Source organism: Kitasatospora sp. CB02891 (assembly GCF_002803145.1).
Taxonomy (GTDB): domain Bacteria; phylum Actinomycetota; class Actinomycetes; order Streptomycetales; family Streptomycetaceae; genus Kitasatospora; species Kitasatospora griseola.
In genome coordinates this window covers 233,572-251,302 of record NZ_NNBO01000005.1, presented here as the reverse complement: position 1 = coordinate 251,302, position 17,731 = coordinate 233,572, and the positions used below count along the sequence as shown (strand labels likewise).

Below are 17,731 nucleotides of genomic sequence, written 5' to 3'. Positions count from 1 at the left end.
TGTTCGTCAGATGCGGTCGCTGTAAAGGGAGTTGGCCTCCCCGCCCTGGCCGCGCGAATGGCGTCAGCCGCTGTGCACGACCTCGTGCTCCCACGCGTCGCGCGGCTGCGCGTGCAGCCGCCAGTAGTGCTCGGCGATGACGTCGGGGTCGAAGGCCGTGCCCGGCGCGACGGGGCCGGCCACGGTGACGCTCGCCGCGTGGACGCCCGAGGCCCCGTACGTCCCGTCCAGCAGGGTGACGAGGGTGCGGACGCCGGCCTTGCCGAGGGACAGGCTGACGTACTCCGGCTTCGGCTCGGGCATTCCGCCGGTCACCAGGACGGTGCCCCGCCCGCGCGCCGCCATCCCGGGGGCGACGTGGGCGGCGGCGGTCAGCGCGCCCACCACGTTGACCGCCCAGGCCTCCAGGTGCTCCCGGGCGGACAGCTCCCCGATGGCGTCCGGTCGGACGAGCGCCGCGTTGTGGACCAGGACGTCCGGCGGCCCCAACTCCTGCGCCACGTCGTCCAGGGCGGCCCGCAGGGAAGTCTCGTCGGTGCTGTCCGCCGTGCGGCCCACGACGGCCGCGCCGCCCGTGGCGGCCTTCCGGACGGCTTCGACGGCGGCCTTCACCGTGCCGTCGCTGCGGGCGACGAGCCCGACCGGCAGCCCTTCCCGTGCGAACCGGCGGGCCACCGCCTGCCCGATTCCCGGTCCGGCCCCGATGATCACTGCTCCCGGCATGCTGCCCCTCCTCGATCCCCTGCCCGGGCCCCAGCGGTCGCACAGCCCGTGAACACCAGTACGGAACACAGCAGTCGGCGCACCCGAACGACAACGCCCTGCCGCCCCGGGCCCGTTCCGGCCACCGTCGTCGACGCGGCCCAGCGGCGTCGACGACCGGTGGCCGCACGGGTATTCCTCCGTCGCACCGGGCATCACCGGCGCCGACCGACGCAACGGCCTCGCCGGCTCCGGTCCGGGGTGCCGGGGTGCCGGGCGCGGTCCGGGGGCCTGGCTCGGTGGATCGTCGAGGGCGGGCCCGCCGGATCGCGGTGACGTCCGGTCAGGAGTGCAGGGCGATGTCCGTGTTCTTCGTCCACTGCTCGGGCGGCAGCGGCTGGGCGTTCGACTTCAGCACGGCCTCGGCGCGGGCCGCGTGGAACGCCTCGACCGGGCTTCCCTGCTTCGCCCACACCTGGGCGCCGCACCAGCGGCCGATGAGCCGGAACTGCTCCAGCGCCTCCGCGTGCATCCCGGCCCTGCCCAGGTAGTGGGCCAGCAGGTGCCGGAGGCCCGCGACGTGGTCGTCGTCGGGCCGGACCGAGGCGAGCGCCCGGGCGACGGCTGCCAGTCGCGCGGTCGCGGCGCCGCCGACCGGGAGTCCGGCGCCGCGTCCTTCCAGCTCGGACAGCGCGTGCAGGTAGATGCCCGCGAGCGGGCTGTGCGGCGGGGCGCCGTCCATCGCCTTCTCGGCGAACTGCATCATCTGCCCGTTGGTGCCGTACCACTTGGCGCACCAGTACTGCATGCCCTGCCAGTGGCCCTCGTAGTGGTGCGGGGCACGGGCGACCAGGCCCTCCCACAGCGGCCGGAACCGGTCGGGCTTGTACTGGGCGCCGCGCGCCGCCGTCACCATGACCACCCACGGCGCCGGGTTCTCCGGGTCCAGCAGCGCGGCCCGCTGGGCGGCCTCGATCGCCGCGGGCAGCAGGGCGCGGAAGCGGGCCATGTTCTCGGCCGGCACCTCGTTGGCGAACCCGCCGCCCCGGATCGCCCAGGCCTGGTGCACCATCAGGTCGGCCTCCAGGGCCGCCGCGTCGCAGTCGTCCGGGTCGGCCTCCCGCCAGGCCTTCAGCCACCCGTCGTCCCGGCGGGCGATCTCGCGCAGCAGCTCGAAGCGCGACCAGTGCTCGTCCCAGTCGTTGCCGGCCGCCGCGACGTGCGTCGCGGCCGCCCGCCAGTCGCCCTCCCACGCGGCGTCCGCGACGGCCTGCGACTGCCGGCAGTCCCGCTCCGAGGACGGCGGGCCCAACCGGCTCGGGTCGAGCGACGCGAGCGGGACGAGACCGTACGCCGCGGCGTCGAACGACTCCGGCACCCGGAAGGCGGGCGTGGACTTGCGCTTGGCCGAGGAGCCGGCGGTGCGGTTGCTCTGGAAGTTGCGTATCAGAACGATGATCAGAATGGGGATCGTCAGGACCAGGAGATGTGTCACGGGTCGAGATCATCTCGGCTGGCCGGGCGGATGGCAACGCCGATTCCGACGACACCGGACCGGACCGCGCGGCGTCCCGGCCCGTTGTCGGTCCGGGTTCCTACGATCGCCGCATGCCCGATGCCTTCACCGTTCTCTGGACCCACGACACCTGCCGCGCGCTGCGCAAGGAAGGCCGGGTCGGCGAGCGGCCGCCGGTCGCCTTCGGCGGCGTGCACACCTCGCTGCCGGCCTGGTCGGGGGCCCGCCCCGGCGACGAGGTGTACGCGGTGCACGTGAACCGGTGCGAGGTCTTCGTGGTGAGCCGGCTGCGGGTGCTCGACACCGAGCGGAACGACTGCTGCGGCGCCGCCCCCGCGACGTGGCGGGACCCCGCCTTCCCCGGCCACCAGGACTGGTGGATGCTCGGCACCGGCGGCTGCGGCGCGACGCCGGTGCACGTCGACGCCACGCCCGTCACCTTCGACACCCGCGTACCCGGCGAGGTGCTCCACCGACTCGCCTGGCGCAACCGCCGGGGCCGGACCCGCGGCCTGAAGTACCTGGTGGACGGCCGCCTCGAACACTCCGTCAGCCTCCAGGGCTTCTACCGCCTGACCCCCGGGTCCGCCGACGAACTGGCCGCCGTCGTGGACGCCGCCGCCCCTCACGACGTCCGGCCCGCCGGCCGGTTCGGCTGACCGTCAGCCCGCCGGTTCGGGTTCGACCGGCTGGCGGACGACGGTCCTGAGCTTCTCGGGGGCGGTCCGGCGGGGGTCGCCGAGGTAGATCTCGTGGTGCTTGGCGGCGGGCCGCAGGCCGTTGGCGGGGAGGTACTCGTGGTGGAGCCGGTGCAGGGCGGGCGCTTCGTCGTCGTAGGAGCCGATGTGCAGCAGTTGGGCGCTGGGGCCCTCGTGCAGGGCGAGGCGGCGGACCTGGGCGATGGCGGGGTGCTTCTTCTTGGCCAGCGCGGTCCGCCGGGCCTGCTCGATCATCTCCTCGGTGATCCACGGGGGGAGGCTGATCAGCATGGTCCAGTTCCAGGTGTCCTTGGCGCGGCTGCTGAAGGCCTCGGGGTCGTCGGCCCACCACAGGCCTTCCAGGGGGCCGACCACGAAGTCCCCGTCCTCGGTGTGCTTGGTCGCGAACTTGAGGGTGTACGCGACCGAGTAGAGCGCTTCGACCGCGGCCTTGTGGGCGGGCGCGGTGTTCGGGTTGCCGGTGCCGTCGACGGCGAGGAACTGCTGCGGGGGGACGTCCACGACGGCCCAGGCGGTGTTCCTGGGCGCGTAGCACTCCTTCAGGGCCTTCTTGATGTCGTACGGCGCCACGGTCGGTTCTCCTCCGGGTCGGCGGGCGCCGCTCAGCGATGCCCGGTAGCGGTCCAACCAGGCCTGTTCGGCGCGTAGTTGACCGAGTGAGTAGTCGAAGATCGCGTGCCCGGAACCGGGCGCGGGCGGCCCGGCGGCCTCGGCCCGGGCCACCTGTTCGATCCGTTCGGCGAGTGCCCGGGCGCGCCGCTCCAGGGCGTCGAGCAGCCGGTCGTGGTCGACGGCGGGCTGGTTGGCGAGGCCGACCAGGACGCGCGGGTAGAGCGGGTGGAGTTCGGCGATGGCCTGCTCGGCGCCGGTCGCGCAGGCCAGTCGCCCTTCGGCGGTCGCGCCGAACACCTTGCGGCGCTTGTCGCCCGCGGCGGCCGATCCGGCGAGCTGTTCGATCAGGCCGCGTTCCCGGAGCTTCGTCAGCAGGTAGTAGATGGAGCTGAATCCGACCTCCGTCCACTCGCGCATTCCGCGGTCGGCGATCACCGCTTCCAGCTCGTAGCCGTGCCGGGGCTGCTCGACCAGGAGGCCGAGCAGGGTCAGTTCGGCGGCGGTCAGGCCTGGGTCCGTGCCTCTCATGCCGCATATCCTAGCGCTAGAATATCGGCGCGACAGCCCGCGGGGATCACGACCGCCCTTGCCCTGCAACGGACATGACGACTCGTCAGCCCTTGAGCAGCGTCCAGGGTTCGGGTCGGGCGAGGGCCAGCCGGGGGCGGCGTTCGGCCCAGTGGTGGACGGAGGCGGCCATGACCGCGGCGGGGTCGGCGACCTTCCAGGTCGGGTCGAAGGGGCGGCGCATGCTGGTGTAGCTCTGGAACATCGCGAGGAGTTTCACCGCCTGGCTCTGGATCGGCGAGAGCCACTGGTCGGCCAGCGGCAGGAAGAAGCGGTTCCAGCTGTCCACGGACACCAGCGGGGGCCGCTCGATCGGGGCGACGCCGTGCGCGGCGCGGAAGCGGTTGAGCGTTCCGCAGACGACGTCGAGGAGTTGGTCGAGGGAGAGGCTGTCGGGGCCGGCGGCGATCACCTCGGTGCGGGGCCGGTCGGGCGGGGCGGCGAGGACGGCGGCGACCATCGCGGCGGCGACTTCGTCGACGGGGCTGATCTCGGCGTGGCCGGCGGGGTCGCCGACCACCACGGCGGCGGTGCCGGAGACCAGCGCCTGGAGGAGGGTGTAGGGGCCGGAGAAGCGGGCGATCTCGCCGGTGCCGCGGCGGCCGACCACCAGCGGCGGGCGGATCAGGGTCAGCGGGCCGGGGTGGGCCTGACGGGCGATCGCCTCGCAGGTGGCCTTGGACCACTCGTAGCCGTTGCGGTAGCCCTCGAACTCGGTGCCGCGCAGGTCCTCGGGGTTGCGGACGCCGCCGACGTACGCGGTGGAGACCTGGACGAGGTGGGTGTCGCGGTCGGCGAGGGCGAGGACGGCCCGCAGCGGTTCGAGGTTGGCGGTGACGGCCTCGTCGCGTCCGAGGGTCCAGCGGGTGCTGGCCGCGGCGTGCACGATGACGTCCCAGTGGCCGGCCAGTTCGGCGGGCGGCGGTTCGTCGCCCATCCGCCAGCGCACCACCGCCTCGTCGCGCCGTGCCACCGGGACCAGGTCGAGGGGCCGGCCGTGCGCGGTGGCGGCGGCGCGCAGCCGGTGCGCGAACTCGGTGCCGACCACTCCGGTCGCCCCGGTGAGAAGGACTCGCATGTTTGGCTCCGCTGATCGGGCTGTCGATGGGGGGTCAGGGCGGGGGCGCGAGCACCAGGCAGGCGTTCTGGCCGCCGAATCCGAAGGAGTTGGAGAGCACGGGGGCGGGGGCGACCTTGCGCGGCGCGCCGTGCACCAGGTCCACCCAGTGGGCCTCGGGGCTGCTGCCCAGGTTGGCGATCGGAGGGACGGTGCCGCGGGCCGCGCAGACCAGGGCGAGTGCGGCCTCCAGCGCGCCGGCGGCGCCGATCAGGTGGCCGGTGACGCCCTTGACGGCGGTGACGGGGGGCGACTGGCCGTCGAAGCAGCGGTCGACGGCCCGGGCCTCGGCGCGGTCGCCGGGCACCGTGGAGGTGCCGTGGGCGCTGATGTGGCCGATGTCGGCGACGGACAGTCCGGCGTCGGCGACGGCCTGCCGCATGCACCGGCCGGCCACTTCGCCGGCCTCGTGCGGGGCGGCGATGTGGAAGGCGTCGCAGGTCTCGGCCCAGCCGGCGATCTCGCCGTGGACGACGGCGCCGCGGGCGCGGGCCGCGTCCAGGCGTTCGAGCACCAGGACGGCGGCCCCCTCCCCCATCACGAAGCCGTCCCGGTCGGCGTCGAAGGGGCGGCTGGCCAGCGCCGGGGCGTCGTTGCGGGTGGACAGCGCCCGCATCCGGGCGAACGCGCCCATCACCACGGTGCTGACCGCGGAGTCGACGCCGCCGGCCACCGCGACGTCCAGTTCGCCGTGCCGGATCCGGCGGGCGGCCTCGGCGAGCGCGGTGCTGCCGCTGGCGCAGGCGCTGGAGTAGGTGGTGCAGACGCCCTGGAAGCCGTGGCGCAGCGCGATCCGGCAGGCGGGCGAGTTGCTCATGGTGCGCGGGACGGTGTGCACGGGCAGGTCGCGGGGCCGGGTGGCGTAGCCGGTGGTGGCGTCCTCCATGCTGGTGAGGCCGCCGATGCCGGTGCCGATCTGCACGCCGATCCGGTCGGGCGACCGGTCGGCGGGCAGCCGGGCGTCGGCGAGCGCGTCGGCGGCGGCGCAGAGCAGCAGTTGGGCGGGGCGGTCGATCTGCCGGGCCTCCCGGGGGCTGAGGTGGGCCGTGACGTCGAACGGCGGCACCAGGCAGGCGAAGTGGACGGGCAGGTCGGCCTCGACCAGGCGGTCGAGCCGGGTGGCGGCGGAGCGGCCGGCCAGCAGGGCGGTGTACACCTCTTCGAGGGTGTTGCCGGCCGGGGACTTGACGCCGATCCCGGTGACGGCGACCCGGTGTCCGCCCGAGGGGTGACGGGTGCTCATACGGGGCTGTCCATCCGGGTGCTCAGCAGGTCGATGGCGTGGCCGACGTCGCGGGCGGCGATCAGGTCGTCGGGGTCGATGCGCAGTTGCAGGGCGCGTTCCAGCCGGGCGCCGATCTCCATGAGTTCCAGGCTGTCGATGCCGTACTCCTCCAACAGGCTGGTGCGGTCCTGCAGTTCGGCCGGGTCGGTGCCGAGGACGTCGGAGATGACCGTCCTGACCGTGACGGCCAGTTCTTCGCGTGTGGGCAAAACTGCTCCCGTTCCTTCCGCCGCGGTGTGCGGCCTCGGCGCCGGCCGTGGTCAGCCGGCGGTGGTCCCCCGCAGGGTTCGTCCGGTCGCCGCGAGTGCGGCGTCGAGCAGGGCGGCGGCCTCGGCGAGGTCGGCGGCCGTGCTGATCAGCGGCGGCAGCAGCCGGACGGTGGTGGGGCGGCTCAGGCACGGGGACACCAGCAGTCCGGTGCCGGCCAGTTCGACCAGGGTGGCGCCGGCGGCGTACGGCGAGACGCAGTCGATGCCGCGCAGCAGTCCGCGGCCGCGGACGGCCTGCACCACGTCGGGGTGCCGGGCCCGCAGCCCGTCCAGCACGGCGTCCAACTGCACGGACAACTCGCGTCCGTGGTCGGCGAGTTGTTCGACGGCGGCGAGGGCGGCGGGGACGGCGGCGCAGCTCAGCGGGTGGCCGCCGAAGGTCGCCGAGTGCAGGAACGGGTCGGCGGCCAGCGGGTGGTACATCCGCTCGGTGCACAGCAGCGCGGAGAGCGGGACGACGCCGCCGCCGAGCGGTTTGCCGAGCAGGACGGCGTCGACGGGCAGGCGGTCGGCGAGGGCGACGGAGCGTTCGCCGCAGCGGCGCAGTCCGCACTGGATCTCGTCGGCGATCACCAGGGTTCCGTGCCGGGCGGCGTCCTCGCACCACTGGCGCAGGGTCTCGGTGGGCAGCGGCAGCGCGCCGTTCTCGCCCTGCACGGGTTCGAGGACGAGGGCGGCGACCTCGCCGCCGGCCACCTCGCGTCCGACGGCGTGCGGGTCGTCGGGGTCGACGTGCAGGACGTCCACGGCGCAGCCGAGCAGGCCGGTGCGGTAGAGCGGGCTGTGGGTGAGGGCGAGGGCGCCGAGCGACTTGCCGTGGAAGCCGCCGCGCACCGCCAGGACCCGGCCGCGGCCGGTGGCGAGCCGGGCGAGTTTGACGGCGACCTCGACCACGTCCGCGCCGTTCAGGCCGAAGTAGACCTTCGGGAGCGCGTCGCCGAGGTAGCCGCTCAGGGCGGCGGCGGCCTCGGCGGCGACGGGGTTGGCGAGGCTGCGGGTGGCGGTCGGCATGGCGTCGAGCTGTGCGCGGACGGCGGCGGTCACGGCGGGGTGGCGGTGGCCGAGCAGGGTGACGGCGTAGGAGCCGAAGTCGAGCGCGGTGCGGCCGTCGGAGAGCGTCACCCGGCAGCCCTCGGCGGCCACTTCGACGGCGCCGCGCCCGGCGAAGCCGCCGGACAGCGCGAGTTTCGGGGAGAAGTGGCGGCGCAGCAGGTCGAAGACCGGGGTGGTGACGGTGGTCATCGGGCGGCTCCTCGGAGCAGCAGCCGCTGTTCGAGGGCGGCGAGCATCTGGGCGGCGCTCTCCCGCAGGGCGTCCGCGGCGACGGGGTTGAGCATGTCGGCGAGCAGCGGGATGCCGATGTCGAAGTCGACGTGCAGGGCGACGGTGCTGCCGCCGCCGGGTGCGGCGGTGACCGCCCAGTGGCCGACGAACGCGCCGAGGTCGCCGTCGAGTTGCTCGAAGTCGAAGCGGCGGGCGGCGTGGTCGACGATCTCGGCCTCGGTCCAGCGCAGGACGGAGCCCTTGAGCCGGACGGACCAGGCGGTGGTGCGGTGCCGCTCGTCGGGCTGGTCGAGGATCTCGACGGAGTCGACGCTCTCCATGCAGTCGGGGTAGCCGAGCACGTCCACCACCACCGGCCAGGCGTCCTCGGGCGCCACGGCGATGGGCAACTCCACGTCAACGCGCGGCATGTGACGACCTCTTTTCGCGGTGGTTCGGTGCGCGGTGGTGCGGGCCGAGCGCGTCGGCCCGGGCGGCGGCCAGGGCGGCCGGGAGGAGGCGGCGGAGCACGGCGCGGGGCAGGGTGCGCAGGTGGGTCATGGCGTGCCACTGCTCGACGAGTGCGCAGCCCAGCTCCACCTTGGGTTCGTAGGCGGTCTGGGCGAAGCGGATGTGCCGGCAGCCGGCGGCCATCGCCAGCTGGACGGCCGCGTAGTGCAGGTTGTGGTAGATCGCGGCGTCGTGGTTGAGGCGGTAGTCGAGGCCGATCCGGGCGCCGGTGGCGCCGGTGCCGGCGAACAGGCAGAGCAGGAAGCCGACGGCGCGTTCGCCTTCGAGGCAGACCACCAGGCGGCTGCTCGGGTCGTCGGCGCCGGCGAGGGCGGTGAGGAAGGCGTGGTCGAGCACGTCGAGGGTCTGGTCGGCGCGGTCCATCACCTGCCGGTAGAGGCCGAGCAGTTGGGGCAGCAGGTGGGTGTAGTCGGCGAGGACTTCGATGCGCAGGTCGGGGTGGGCGCGGAAGCGGCGGATCTTGGCCCGGGCGTTGCGCCGCGGCTTGGCGGGGAGGGCGGTCAGGTAGTCGTCGAAGGTGCGGGCGGTCAGGGCGAGTTCGGTGTCGGGCAGGCCGGGGGCGAGGAAGAAGCCGGCGGCGGTGAGCGGTGCGCGCAGCGGGCCGAGGTCGGGGGCGGCGAAGTCCTTGAACACCACGGTGCCCAGGCGTTCGCGGCGTGCGAAGTCGAGCACCGCGTCGACCAGCACCCGGCCGGCCGGGGCGTCGAGCGGGCGGTCGGCGAGCAGGTGGCCCTGGCCGAGCAGGTGGCCGCAGAACAGCATCGGCACCCGCAGCAGTCGGGGCGCGAGGCGGCGCAGCGGGGCGAGCAGGCGGCGTTCGTGGGGGCCGACGATCCGGTCGAGCATCAGGTCGCGGAACAGGCAGAGCGGCAGGACGGCCACCACGTCGTCCTCCTGGCGGAGGGTCAGGTAGGCGTAGCCCGCGGGCCCGACCCGGCCGCGTTCGAGTGCGGTGAACACGCCGCGGGACCACATCGGGTCGTCCGCGGGGGTGAGTCGCTCCCAGGCTCCGGGCGGCAACTCGTCGATGCTGCGCAGTACTTCGGCCCGGTAGCCGTCGTCCGCCGGTGCCATCGGCTCAGCCGATCCGCAGCGCGCGGCCGTCCAGGAACTCCCGCAGTGGGCGGGCCATCCTGGCGCGGGCCGGTGGGTGGAAGGTCAGGCCGACGGCGGCGGAGGCGAGGTAGGAGCCGTCGGGCGAGCCGATGAAGGCCATGCCGCCGAGCGCCGCGAGGCAGGCCCGGGTGGTGCGGGCGATGGCGTCCTGCGCGGCGTACCGGGCGGTCAGCGCCTGGACCAGCAGGGCCTCGTCCCAGACCTCGTCGGCCATGGCCCGGGCGACGGCCTCGACGGCGAGCATCGCGGCCTCGACGGGAACGAGGTAGGGCGTCGGGTCGTCCTCGCCGCCGCCCTGGCGGTGCAGGACGCGCTCGACCAGGGCGCTCGCCATGCCGAGGTAGCCGGCGGTCAGCAGCACTTCGAACCAGAGGAAGCCCGCCACGTTGAGCGCGTCGGGCACGGCGTCGGCGGTGACCTCGGTCGCCACCACCATGCTCGGGTCCAACTCGACGTCGGTGAGCCGGACTTCGTCGCTCTCGGCGCCGGCCAGGATGGGCGTGCCCCAGAACGGGCGGACGGTGACGCCGGGGCTGGCGGCGGGGATCAGCGCGACGGCCAGCCGTTCGACGCCGTCCGGGCCGGTGAGGGCGACGGAGGCGGTCAGCAGGTCCATCGAGCGGGACAGGCTGCACGGCATCTTGCTGCCGTTCAGCACGATCCGGTCGCCGCGCCGTTCGGCGGTGATGTGCGGGGTGAGGATGTTCTGGCCGGGCCGGCCCTCGGCGAAGCCGGACGCCACCAGCATCCGTTCCTTGGCGATGGCCTCCAGCAGCAGCCCTTCCAGGCCGTTGCCGTACTTGGCGGCCTCGACCAGGCCCGCGATGGAGAAGTGGTGCATGGTGGTGGCCACCGCGAGGGAGGGGCAGCGGGCGCCGACGGCGCGCTGCACCCGGACGGCCTGCAGGGCGCTCGCGCCCGCGCCGCAGTGGGCGGCGGGCACCAGCAGCCCGGGGCCGCCGGCGATCTTGAACTCCTCGATCGCCGGGCTGGGCGTCTGTTCCAGCGCCGCCAGCGGGTGGCGGGCGAGCGCCTGGTCCAACCCGGGCATGAGCGCCTCGAGTTCGGCGCGTTCGCGGTGCAGGAAGTTCACGGGCACGTCCTTCGGGGAGGGGCGGTACGGCGCGTCCGGCGGGCGGCCGTCAGCCGGTCGCCGCCAGCGGCAGCGCGTCGAACGAGCGCAGGCAGGCCGAGGCGCGCCGCACCGGCGGCCCGGCCTGGGCGAGCCGGGGGAAGCGGGTGAGCAGCCGGCCCAGCAGCGCCGCGCCTTCGAGCCTGGCCAGTGCCGCGCCGAAGCAGTAGTGCGGGCCGGCGCCGAAGCTCAGCACGTGGCGCTCGGGTCGGCGGACCAGGAACGCGTCCGGGTCCGGGTAGCGCCGCGGGTCGCGGTTGGCGGCGCCGAGCACGGTGGTGACGCTGCCTCCGGCGGGGACGGTGACACCGCCGACCTCGGTCGGCCGGGTGGCGAGCCGTTCGGTCATCAGCACCGGCCCGTCCCAGCGCAGCGACTCCTCGACCGCGCCGGGCAGCAGGCCGGGGTCGGCGCGGAGCTGCGCCGCCTGCTCGGGGTGGGTGAGCAGGGCGTGCACCGAGAGGCCGAGCAGTCCGGCGGTGGTCTCGAACCCGGCGACGAAGACCAGCACCAGGGTGTCCGCCAACTCCTGCTCGGTGAGCGGGTGTTCGGCTTTCCCGGCGTTCACGGCGGCTTCGGCGGTTCCGGCTCTTTCGGCGGTTCCGGCGGTTCCGGCTCGTTCGGCGGCGGCCTGGGCGAGCAGCGCGGTGGCGAGATCCTCGGCCGGTCGGGCGCGCCGCTCGTCCAGCAGTCGGGCGAAGTACGCGCGCAGCGCCGTCACCGCCCGGTCGGCGAGCCGCCAGTCCTCGTCGGAGCGCACCGGTTCCAGCAGGCGCGCGGCGTCGCGTCCGAGCCGGTGGAAGTGCTCCTGGTCGGCGGGCGGCACTCCGATCAGTCCGCCGACCACGGCGACCGGCAGCGGATACCCGACCAGGTCCTGGAAGTCCGCGGCGCCGCCGTCGGAGGTCGCGTCGGCGAAACGGTCCAGCAGTTCGTCGACGGTCTTCTCCACCGCCGCCGCCAGCGCGCCCATCCGCCGGGGGCCGAACGCCCGCACCAGCGGGCCGCGCAGCCGTTCGTGGGCGGGGCCGTTGGTGCCGAGCAGCGAGGTGTAGAAGTAGTCCGCCGCCGGGTGGGCCAGCCACTCGGGGCGCTCCCGCTCCAGCCACTGCCGGTCGGGCACCGCGAAGGCCGGGCTCGACAGGGCGGCCTGGCAGTCGGCGAACCCCGTCAGGAAGCGGGTGTCCAGCTCCTCGTGGTGGAGCACCGGCGCGAGGCGGCGCAGTTCGGCGAGCGGGGCGTACGGGTTCTCGCGGGCCTCGGGTGCGAAGACCGACAGCAGGATTCCGCCCGCATTCGCCGTCCGGTCGCCCGTCTGCGTCTGCTCAGCCGCGGAAGCGTTCATGCGCTCGCCCACCTTCGCCCGCCCGGACGCGGGCAGGCCTGTCGAATCGACTCGTGAATTCCACGCCGTTCGGACAGAGAGTACCGGAAAGGGAATCCCGGAAATAGCCGTGCGGAATTGAAGTGGCCATCCTGCGATAGGAATTACTACCCGTCAGATCATTCGCGGAAAGTCACAGGGCGAATTTGTGGCTCTCCCCCGGCCGCAGCGCGACGGCGGTGCTGCGCACCCCGACCCGCACCGGCCGCTCGGCGCCGGCGCCCAGGGCGACGGTGACGCTGTGCCGGTCGACGCGGATCCGTACGTCCCGGTGGCCGCGGTAGCGCACGTCCAGGTCGAGGCTGCCGAGCGCGCACGGCAGCTGCGGGTCCAGCCACAGCGCGTCCTCGCGCAACTCCAGCCCGGTGTAGCAGCGTTGCAGCAGGTCGGCGGCGCCGGCCATCGCCCCGAGGTGCACGCCCTCCCGGGTAGTGCCGCCCTGGGCGTCCACCAGGTCGGCGGTGAGGGCGTCGCGGAAGTGCCGCCAGGAGGCCCGGCGGTCGCAGCGGGTCAGCACCCAGGCGTGCACCACGGAGCTGAGCGTCGAGCCGTGCACGGTGCGGTCCAGGTAGTAGGAGACGGTGCGGCGCATCAGCTCGTACCCCGCCGGGTGGCCGAGGCGGCGCAGCAGGTCGCGCACCTCACCGGCGGAGAACAGGTACCAGAGCATCAGCACGTCGGCCTGCTTGGACGCCCGGTACCGGTTGACGGTGTCGCCCTCGGCCTCCAGGATCCGGTCGAGGCGGCGCAGGTCCGGGTAGCGCCGGCGGTAGGTCTCCCAGTCGAGTTCGGCGAGCCGCTGGTAGCCGTCGAACTGGCTGATCACCCCGTCGTGGAACGGCACGTGCAGCCGGTGGCCGATCTCCTGCCAGCGCTCCGGCTCCGCGGCGTCCAGCGCGAGGCGCTCGGTCAGTTCGTCGCGCCGGCGCTCGGGCAGGACGCGCAGCGCGTCCCGGGCGCGGGCCAGCACCCAGGAGGCGAGCACGTTGGTGTAGGCGTTGTCGTCCAGCCCGGGCCCCTGCGCCCACGGGTAGGCGTCGTGGTACTCGTCCGGTCCGAGGACGCCGCGGATCGACCAGCGGTCGCGGCCGGGGTCGTGGGTGGCAGCCGAGGCCCAGTAGCGGGCGATCTCCAGCAGGGGTTCGGCGCCGGCCTCGGCGAGGAAGTCGAGGTCGCCGGTGGCCCGGTAGTACTCCCAGATGTTGTAGGCGACCGCCGAGCCGATGTGCCGCTGCAGGTGGGTGTGGTCGGGCAGCCAGCGACCGGACAGCGGGTTGAGGTGGACCTGCGGCGACTGCTCCTGCCCGTCGCTCCCGCTCTGCCACGGGTAGCTCGCGCCGCGCCGGCCCTCGGCCCGGGCGGCCCGCCGGGCGGCGTCGAGCCGACGCCGACGGTAGCGCAGCACCGCGCGGGCGAGTTCGGGGAGGCGCAGGTTCAGCACCCGCAGCACGAACAGCTCGTCCCAGAAGACGTGGCCGCGGTACGCCTCGCCGTGCAGGCCGCGGGCGGGGATGCCGACGTCGAGGTCGGCGGAGTGCTCGGAGCAGGTCTGCAGCAGGTGGAACAGGTCGAGGTGCAGCGGGCCGAGGCCGGGGAAGTCGGCGTCGATCCTCAGGCGCTCCCACAACTGCTCCCAGCGCAGCGCGTGTTCGGCCAGCAGTCGGTCGAAGTCCGCTGCCTCGGCGGCGAGTTGCCGGGCGGCCTCCAGCGGGTCGCCGGTGGCCGGGTCGTGCGAGGTGTGGACGGCGACCACCTTGTCGACGGTGACGGGCCGGACCGGGGTGACGTCCAGCGCCAGGGTCTGCGTCACCAGGCCCGGGCGGGCCCGCGTCCGGACCTCGGCCTCGACGGGCCGGCCGCCGGCCCGCACCCGGTGCCGGGCGGCGAACGCGATCCGCCGGCCGGGCCCGGTCGCCACCTCCAGCCACAACTCGCCGTCCGGGCACGCCTCCTGGCGCAGCGGGGTGAGGTGGCGGTCGGCCAGGCCGGCGTACCGGGGCACGCCCGCGTTGGTGACGGTGCCGTCGAGGGCGGAGCGGACTTCGAGCCGGCCGGACCAGTTCTCGGCGGTGAGCACGGTCTCCAGCGCGGCGAGGTGCGGGCTGGCCTGGCTGGCGATCCGGCGCTGGACCAGCCGGGTGCGCCGACCGACGCCGTCCACGCACACCGCCCGGCGGGTCAACACTCCTTGCCGCAGGTCGAGTTCGAGTTCCTGCTCGACGGGCGGCCCGGTGAACCACTCGGCGCCCTCGCAGCGGAAGGTGACGGGCAGCCAGTTCGGGCAGTTCACCAGGTCCTCGTGGGTGAACACCCGCCCGCCGACCTCGGAGTCGGCGCGGTCGTAGCAGCCCGCCAGGTAGGTGCCGGGGTAGTGCTCGCCGCCCGCCGCCGCCTCGGGGGCCGCGCCGCGGGTGACCAGGTAGCCGTTGCCGACGGCGCACAGCGCCTCCCGCAGACCTTCCTCGGCGGGCGCGTACCCGGTGTAGCGCAGCCGCCACGGATCGGGCATCGGACAGCCGCGGGCGGCGTCGGACGGCCGGTGGGACGAGTCGGGTTCCACGGCTCACCTCCGTTCGCGCGCCGGGGCCCGTTCTCCAGTGTGCCCACCGACCGGCCGCCGCTGTCGCGCCGGGCGGCGGGGCGGGCGGACAGCGGGGAGGCTGGTGGACGGAGCCGATACCGCGCAGGGAGTGAGAGCGATGAAGGCGCTGACCTACCACGGGCCCGGCCGCCGCACCTGGGACGAGGTCCCCGATCCGGTGGTCCGCGACCCCGAGGACGCGGTGGTCCGGGTGGACGCCGTCACCATCTGCGGCACTGACCTGCACATCCTGGGGGGCGACGTGCCCGAGGTCGCCGAGGGCCGGGTGCTCGGACACGAGGCGGTCGGCACGGTCGTCGAGACCGGCAGCGCGGTGCGCACGATCGCTTTGGGCGACCGGGTGCTGGTCTCGTGCATCTCCGCCTGCGGCCGCTGCGGGTACTGCCGGCGCGGCATGTACGGCCAGTGCACGGGCGGCGGCGGGTGGATCCTCGGGCACCTGGTCGACGGCGCCCAGGCCGAGTACGTGCGCACCCCGTTCGCCGACAACTCGCTGCACAGGCTGCCGGACGGCGTCGACGACGAGACGGCGCTGATGTTCGCCGACATCCTGCCGACCGCGTACGAGGTCGGCGTGCTGAACGGCCGGGTGGGCCCCGGCGACACCGTCGCGATCGTCGGTGCCGGCCCGATCGGGCTGGCCGCGATCGCCACCGCCCGGCTGTACAGCCCGCGCCGGATCGTCGCCGTCGACCTGGCGGCGAGCCGACTGGCCGCGGCCGAACGGGCCGGCGCGGACGAGGTGCTGCACGCCGACGACGACACGGAGCAGGCGGTCCGCGCGCTCTCCCCCGACGGGCTCGGCGTGGACGTGGCGATCGAGGCGGTCGGCATCCCCGACACCTTCGAGCTGTGCACCCGGCTGGTGCGTCCGGGCGGCCGGGTGGCCAACGTCGGGGTGCACGGCAGGCCCGCCGTGCTGCACCTGGAGGAGCTGTGGATCAGGAACGTCACCGTCACCACGGGCCTGGTCGACACCCGCACCACCCCGATGCTGCTGGACCTGCTCGCGACCGGCCGGCTGGCGGCGGGCGGACTGGTCACGCACCGCTTCGCCCTGGACCAGATGCCGGAGGCGTACGACGTCTTCGCCGACGCGGCGGGCACCGGCGCGCTCAAGGTCGCCCTGTTCCGGTCCTGACCCGCGGCCCGCCCCGCCGAGGAGCGGGTGTCAGCGCACCAGCACCCGTTCGCCCGAGCGCGGCACCACGGCCGTCCACCCGAGTTCGCGGTCGATCCGGTCGCGCAGCGCCTGCGCGCCCTCGGGTTCGCCGTGCACCAGGTAGGTCGCGGACGGCGCGGGGGCCGGGCGCAGCCAGTCGACGATCTCGGCGGCGTCCGCGTGCGCCGAGAACGCGGGGACGTTGACGACCTCCGCCCGGACGGGCACGTAGCCGCCGTACATCTTCAGCACCCGGGCCCCGTCGACCAGGTCGCGGGCGCGGGTGCCCGCGGCGGCGTAGCCGACCACGACCACGGTGTTGCGGGGGTCGGGCAGCAGCCGGTGCAGGTGGTGCACGACGCGCCCGCCGGTGGCCATGCCGGACGCGGACACCAGGATCGACGGCAGGTGCGACTGCTCCAGCTGCCGCGACTCCGCCGGCGAGCGGACCGGCCGGAACGGCTCCGGGCTGATCGCGGCCTCACCGCGGGCGAGCACCTCGGGCCGCAGCTCGGGGGCCCGGTCGGCGAACGCGTCCTGGTAGATCCGCAGCGTGGCGAGCGCCATCGGGCTGTCCACGTGCACGGGGGCGCTGCTCGGCAGCCGCCCGGTGCGGCGGAGTTCGGCGAGCTGGTGCAGCACCACTTCGGTGCGGTCGACGGCGAAGGACGGGATGACGACGGTGCCGCCGCGGGCCAGCGTCCGGTCGAGGGCGTTGGCGAAGTGCGCGCGGGCGGCGGTCTCCTCGTGCCGGCGGTTGCCGTAGGTGGACTCCATCAGCAGCACGTCGGCGCCGGTGAACGGGTCGGGCGGGTTCAGCAGCGGGTGGACGGGGCGGCCGAGGTCGCCGCTGGCCGCGAGGGTGTGGCCGTCCTCCAGGGTGAGGTGCACCCAGGACGAGCCGAGGATGTGCCCGGCCGGGTGCAGGCGCAGCACCGTCCGGTCGGCGATCTCGATCTCCGCGTGGTGCGCGACGGGGTCGAACAGCGCCAGCGTCCGCTCCACGTCCTCCTCGGTGTACAGCGGCAGCGCGGGCCGGTGCTTGGACCAGCCGTGCCGGTTGGCGTGGTCGGCGTCCTCCTGGAGCAGGTGGGCGCTGTCCCGCAGGATCAGCTCGGCGATCCGGGCCGTGTACGGGGTGGTGAAGACCGGCCCCCGGAACCCGTCCGCGACCAGCCTGGGCAGGTAGCCGCAGTGGTCCAGGTGCGCATGCGTGAGCACCACGCAGTGCACGTCCGCCGGATCGAGCGGCAGCGACCGCCGGTTGCGCCGCCGCAGCTCGGCCAGCCCCTGGAACAGCCCGCAGTCGATCATGACCCGGGCATGGTCGGTCTCCACCAGGAACTTGCTCCCGGTGACGGTACCGACCCCGCCCAGAAACGTGAGCAACCCCGGCCGCGGCATCGGGGCGGGCTGATTCTCCATGACGGCCTCCCAAAGCTCCGCCTCCCAGCATCCGCCCACCCCACCCCCTGGGCACGGCCGACCGAAAACACTGCACCCCGCCACGCATGCGCGAGCCCCGCGACGCGCTGCCACCCAGGCAACCCGAGCCCACCAGGCAGCCACCTCGACCGACACCGCGCTCACTCCGGCTCACCCCGCGCCGCCCCGGCGACCAGCACGGCCGACGGCACGGCCGCACTCTCACGCAAGCCCTCGCGACACGCGCCGCCCGAGCGGACCGGCTCCGTCGACGCCACCGCCCACCGGGAACTGAGCCCGGCTGACGCCACGTCCACTGCGGCTCGATC

The 17,731-nt window shown here is 74.6% G+C and carries 15 protein-coding genes; 2 read left to right on the top strand and 13 right to left on the bottom strand.

Features of this window, described 5'->3' with window-relative positions; genetic code table 11:
* Nucleotides 1-63 precede the first annotated feature (63 nt).
* Together CG736_RS14315 and CG736_RS14310 are read right to left on the bottom strand one after the other, a co-directional pair.
* Nucleotides 64-723, bottom strand: coding sequence for an SDR family NAD(P)-dependent oxidoreductase (locus tag CG736_RS14315; protein ID WP_100586590.1), 660 nt, complete (start codon nucleotides 721-723; stop codon nucleotides 64-66).
* Between the two features lie 322 nt (nucleotides 724-1,045).
* Nucleotides 1,046-2,197: a hypothetical protein gene (locus CG736_RS14310; RefSeq protein WP_100586589.1), complete on the bottom strand. Its 1,152-nt coding sequence runs from the start codon at nucleotides 2,195-2,197 to the stop codon at nucleotides 1,046-1,048.
* Between the two features lie 113 nt (nucleotides 2,198-2,310).
* On the opposite strand from CG736_RS14310, the gene CG736_RS14305 reads away from it, so the two are divergent.
* Nucleotides 2,311-2,877 (top strand): hypothetical protein, encoded by a 567-nt coding sequence (locus CG736_RS14305; RefSeq protein ID WP_100586730.1) that lies wholly within the window; start codon nucleotides 2,311-2,313, stop codon nucleotides 2,875-2,877.
* Nucleotides 2,878-2,880: 3 nt separating this feature from the next.
* Here the strand turns inward: CG736_RS14305 and CG736_RS14300 are convergent, their stop codons facing one another.
* From CG736_RS14300 to CG736_RS14255, 10 genes are all read right to left on the bottom strand, one after another.
* Nucleotides 2,881-4,077, bottom strand: a complete 1,197-nt coding sequence (locus CG736_RS14300; RefSeq protein ID WP_100586588.1) for a GyrI-like domain-containing protein — start codon at nucleotides 4,075-4,077, stop codon at nucleotides 2,881-2,883.
* Between the two features lie 85 nt (nucleotides 4,078-4,162).
* A complete protein-coding gene (locus CG736_RS14295) occupies nucleotides 4,163-5,194 on the bottom strand; it encodes an SDR family oxidoreductase (RefSeq protein WP_100586587.1) in 1,032 nt (343 codons plus the stop codon).
* A gap of 34 nt (nucleotides 5,195-5,228) precedes the next feature.
* A complete protein-coding gene (locus CG736_RS14290; RefSeq protein WP_100586586.1) occupies nucleotides 5,229-6,476 on the bottom strand; it encodes a beta-ketoacyl synthase in 1,248 nt (415 codons plus the stop codon).
* Nucleotides 6,473-6,727: an acyl carrier protein gene (locus CG736_RS14285; protein ID WP_100586585.1), complete on the bottom strand. Its 255-nt coding sequence runs from the start codon at nucleotides 6,725-6,727 to the stop codon at nucleotides 6,473-6,475. Before CG736_RS14285 ends, CG736_RS14290 begins: the two co-directional genes overlap by 4 nt.
* 51 nt (nucleotides 6,728-6,778) lie before the next feature.
* The gene (locus CG736_RS14280) at nucleotides 6,779-8,029 is read right to left on the bottom strand and encodes an aspartate aminotransferase family protein (protein ID WP_100586584.1); all 1,251 of its coding nucleotides are present in this window, start codon (nucleotides 8,027-8,029) and stop codon (nucleotides 6,779-6,781) included.
* Entirely contained in the window at nucleotides 8,026-8,481 is a 456-nt protein-coding gene (locus CG736_RS14275) for a type II toxin-antitoxin system RatA family toxin (protein WP_100586583.1), read from the bottom strand. Before CG736_RS14275 ends, CG736_RS14280 begins: the two co-directional genes overlap by 4 nt.
* On the bottom strand, nucleotides 8,468-9,655 hold the full coding sequence (locus CG736_RS14270; protein WP_100586582.1) for a GNAT family N-acetyltransferase: 1,188 nt from the start codon (nucleotides 9,653-9,655) through the stop codon (nucleotides 8,468-8,470). The genes CG736_RS14275 and CG736_RS14270 overlap by 14 nt, the downstream gene beginning before the upstream one ends.
* Before the next feature lie 4 nt (nucleotides 9,656-9,659).
* Nucleotides 9,660-10,790 (bottom strand): acyl-CoA dehydrogenase family protein, encoded by a 1,131-nt coding sequence (locus CG736_RS14265; protein WP_198520497.1) that lies wholly within the window; start codon nucleotides 10,788-10,790, stop codon nucleotides 9,660-9,662.
* Nucleotides 10,791-10,839: 49 nt separating this feature from the next.
* Complete coding sequence (locus tag CG736_RS14260; protein ID WP_100586580.1) at nucleotides 10,840-12,174, bottom strand: cytochrome P450; 1,335 nt, start codon at nucleotides 12,172-12,174, stop codon at nucleotides 10,840-10,842.
* A gap of 172 nt (nucleotides 12,175-12,346) precedes the next feature.
* Entirely contained in the window at nucleotides 12,347-14,773 is a 2,427-nt protein-coding gene (locus CG736_RS14255) for a glycoside hydrolase family 65 protein (RefSeq protein WP_369880195.1), read from the bottom strand.
* Between the two features lie 139 nt (nucleotides 14,774-14,912).
* Here CG736_RS14255 and CG736_RS14250 point away from each other — a divergent pair, with 139 nt between their 5' ends.
* The gene (locus CG736_RS14250; protein WP_100586579.1) at nucleotides 14,913-15,956 is read left to right on the top strand and encodes a zinc-dependent alcohol dehydrogenase family protein; all 1,044 of its coding nucleotides are present in this window, start codon (nucleotides 14,913-14,915) and stop codon (nucleotides 15,954-15,956) included.
* A gap of 30 nt (nucleotides 15,957-15,986) precedes the next feature.
* Here CG736_RS14250 and CG736_RS14245 read toward each other — a convergent pair whose 3' ends face one another.
* Nucleotides 15,987-17,402, bottom strand: a complete 1,416-nt coding sequence (locus CG736_RS14245) for an MBL fold metallo-hydrolase RNA specificity domain-containing protein (protein WP_198520496.1) — start codon at nucleotides 17,400-17,402, stop codon at nucleotides 15,987-15,989.
* Nucleotides 17,403-17,731: the final 329 nt, after the last annotated feature.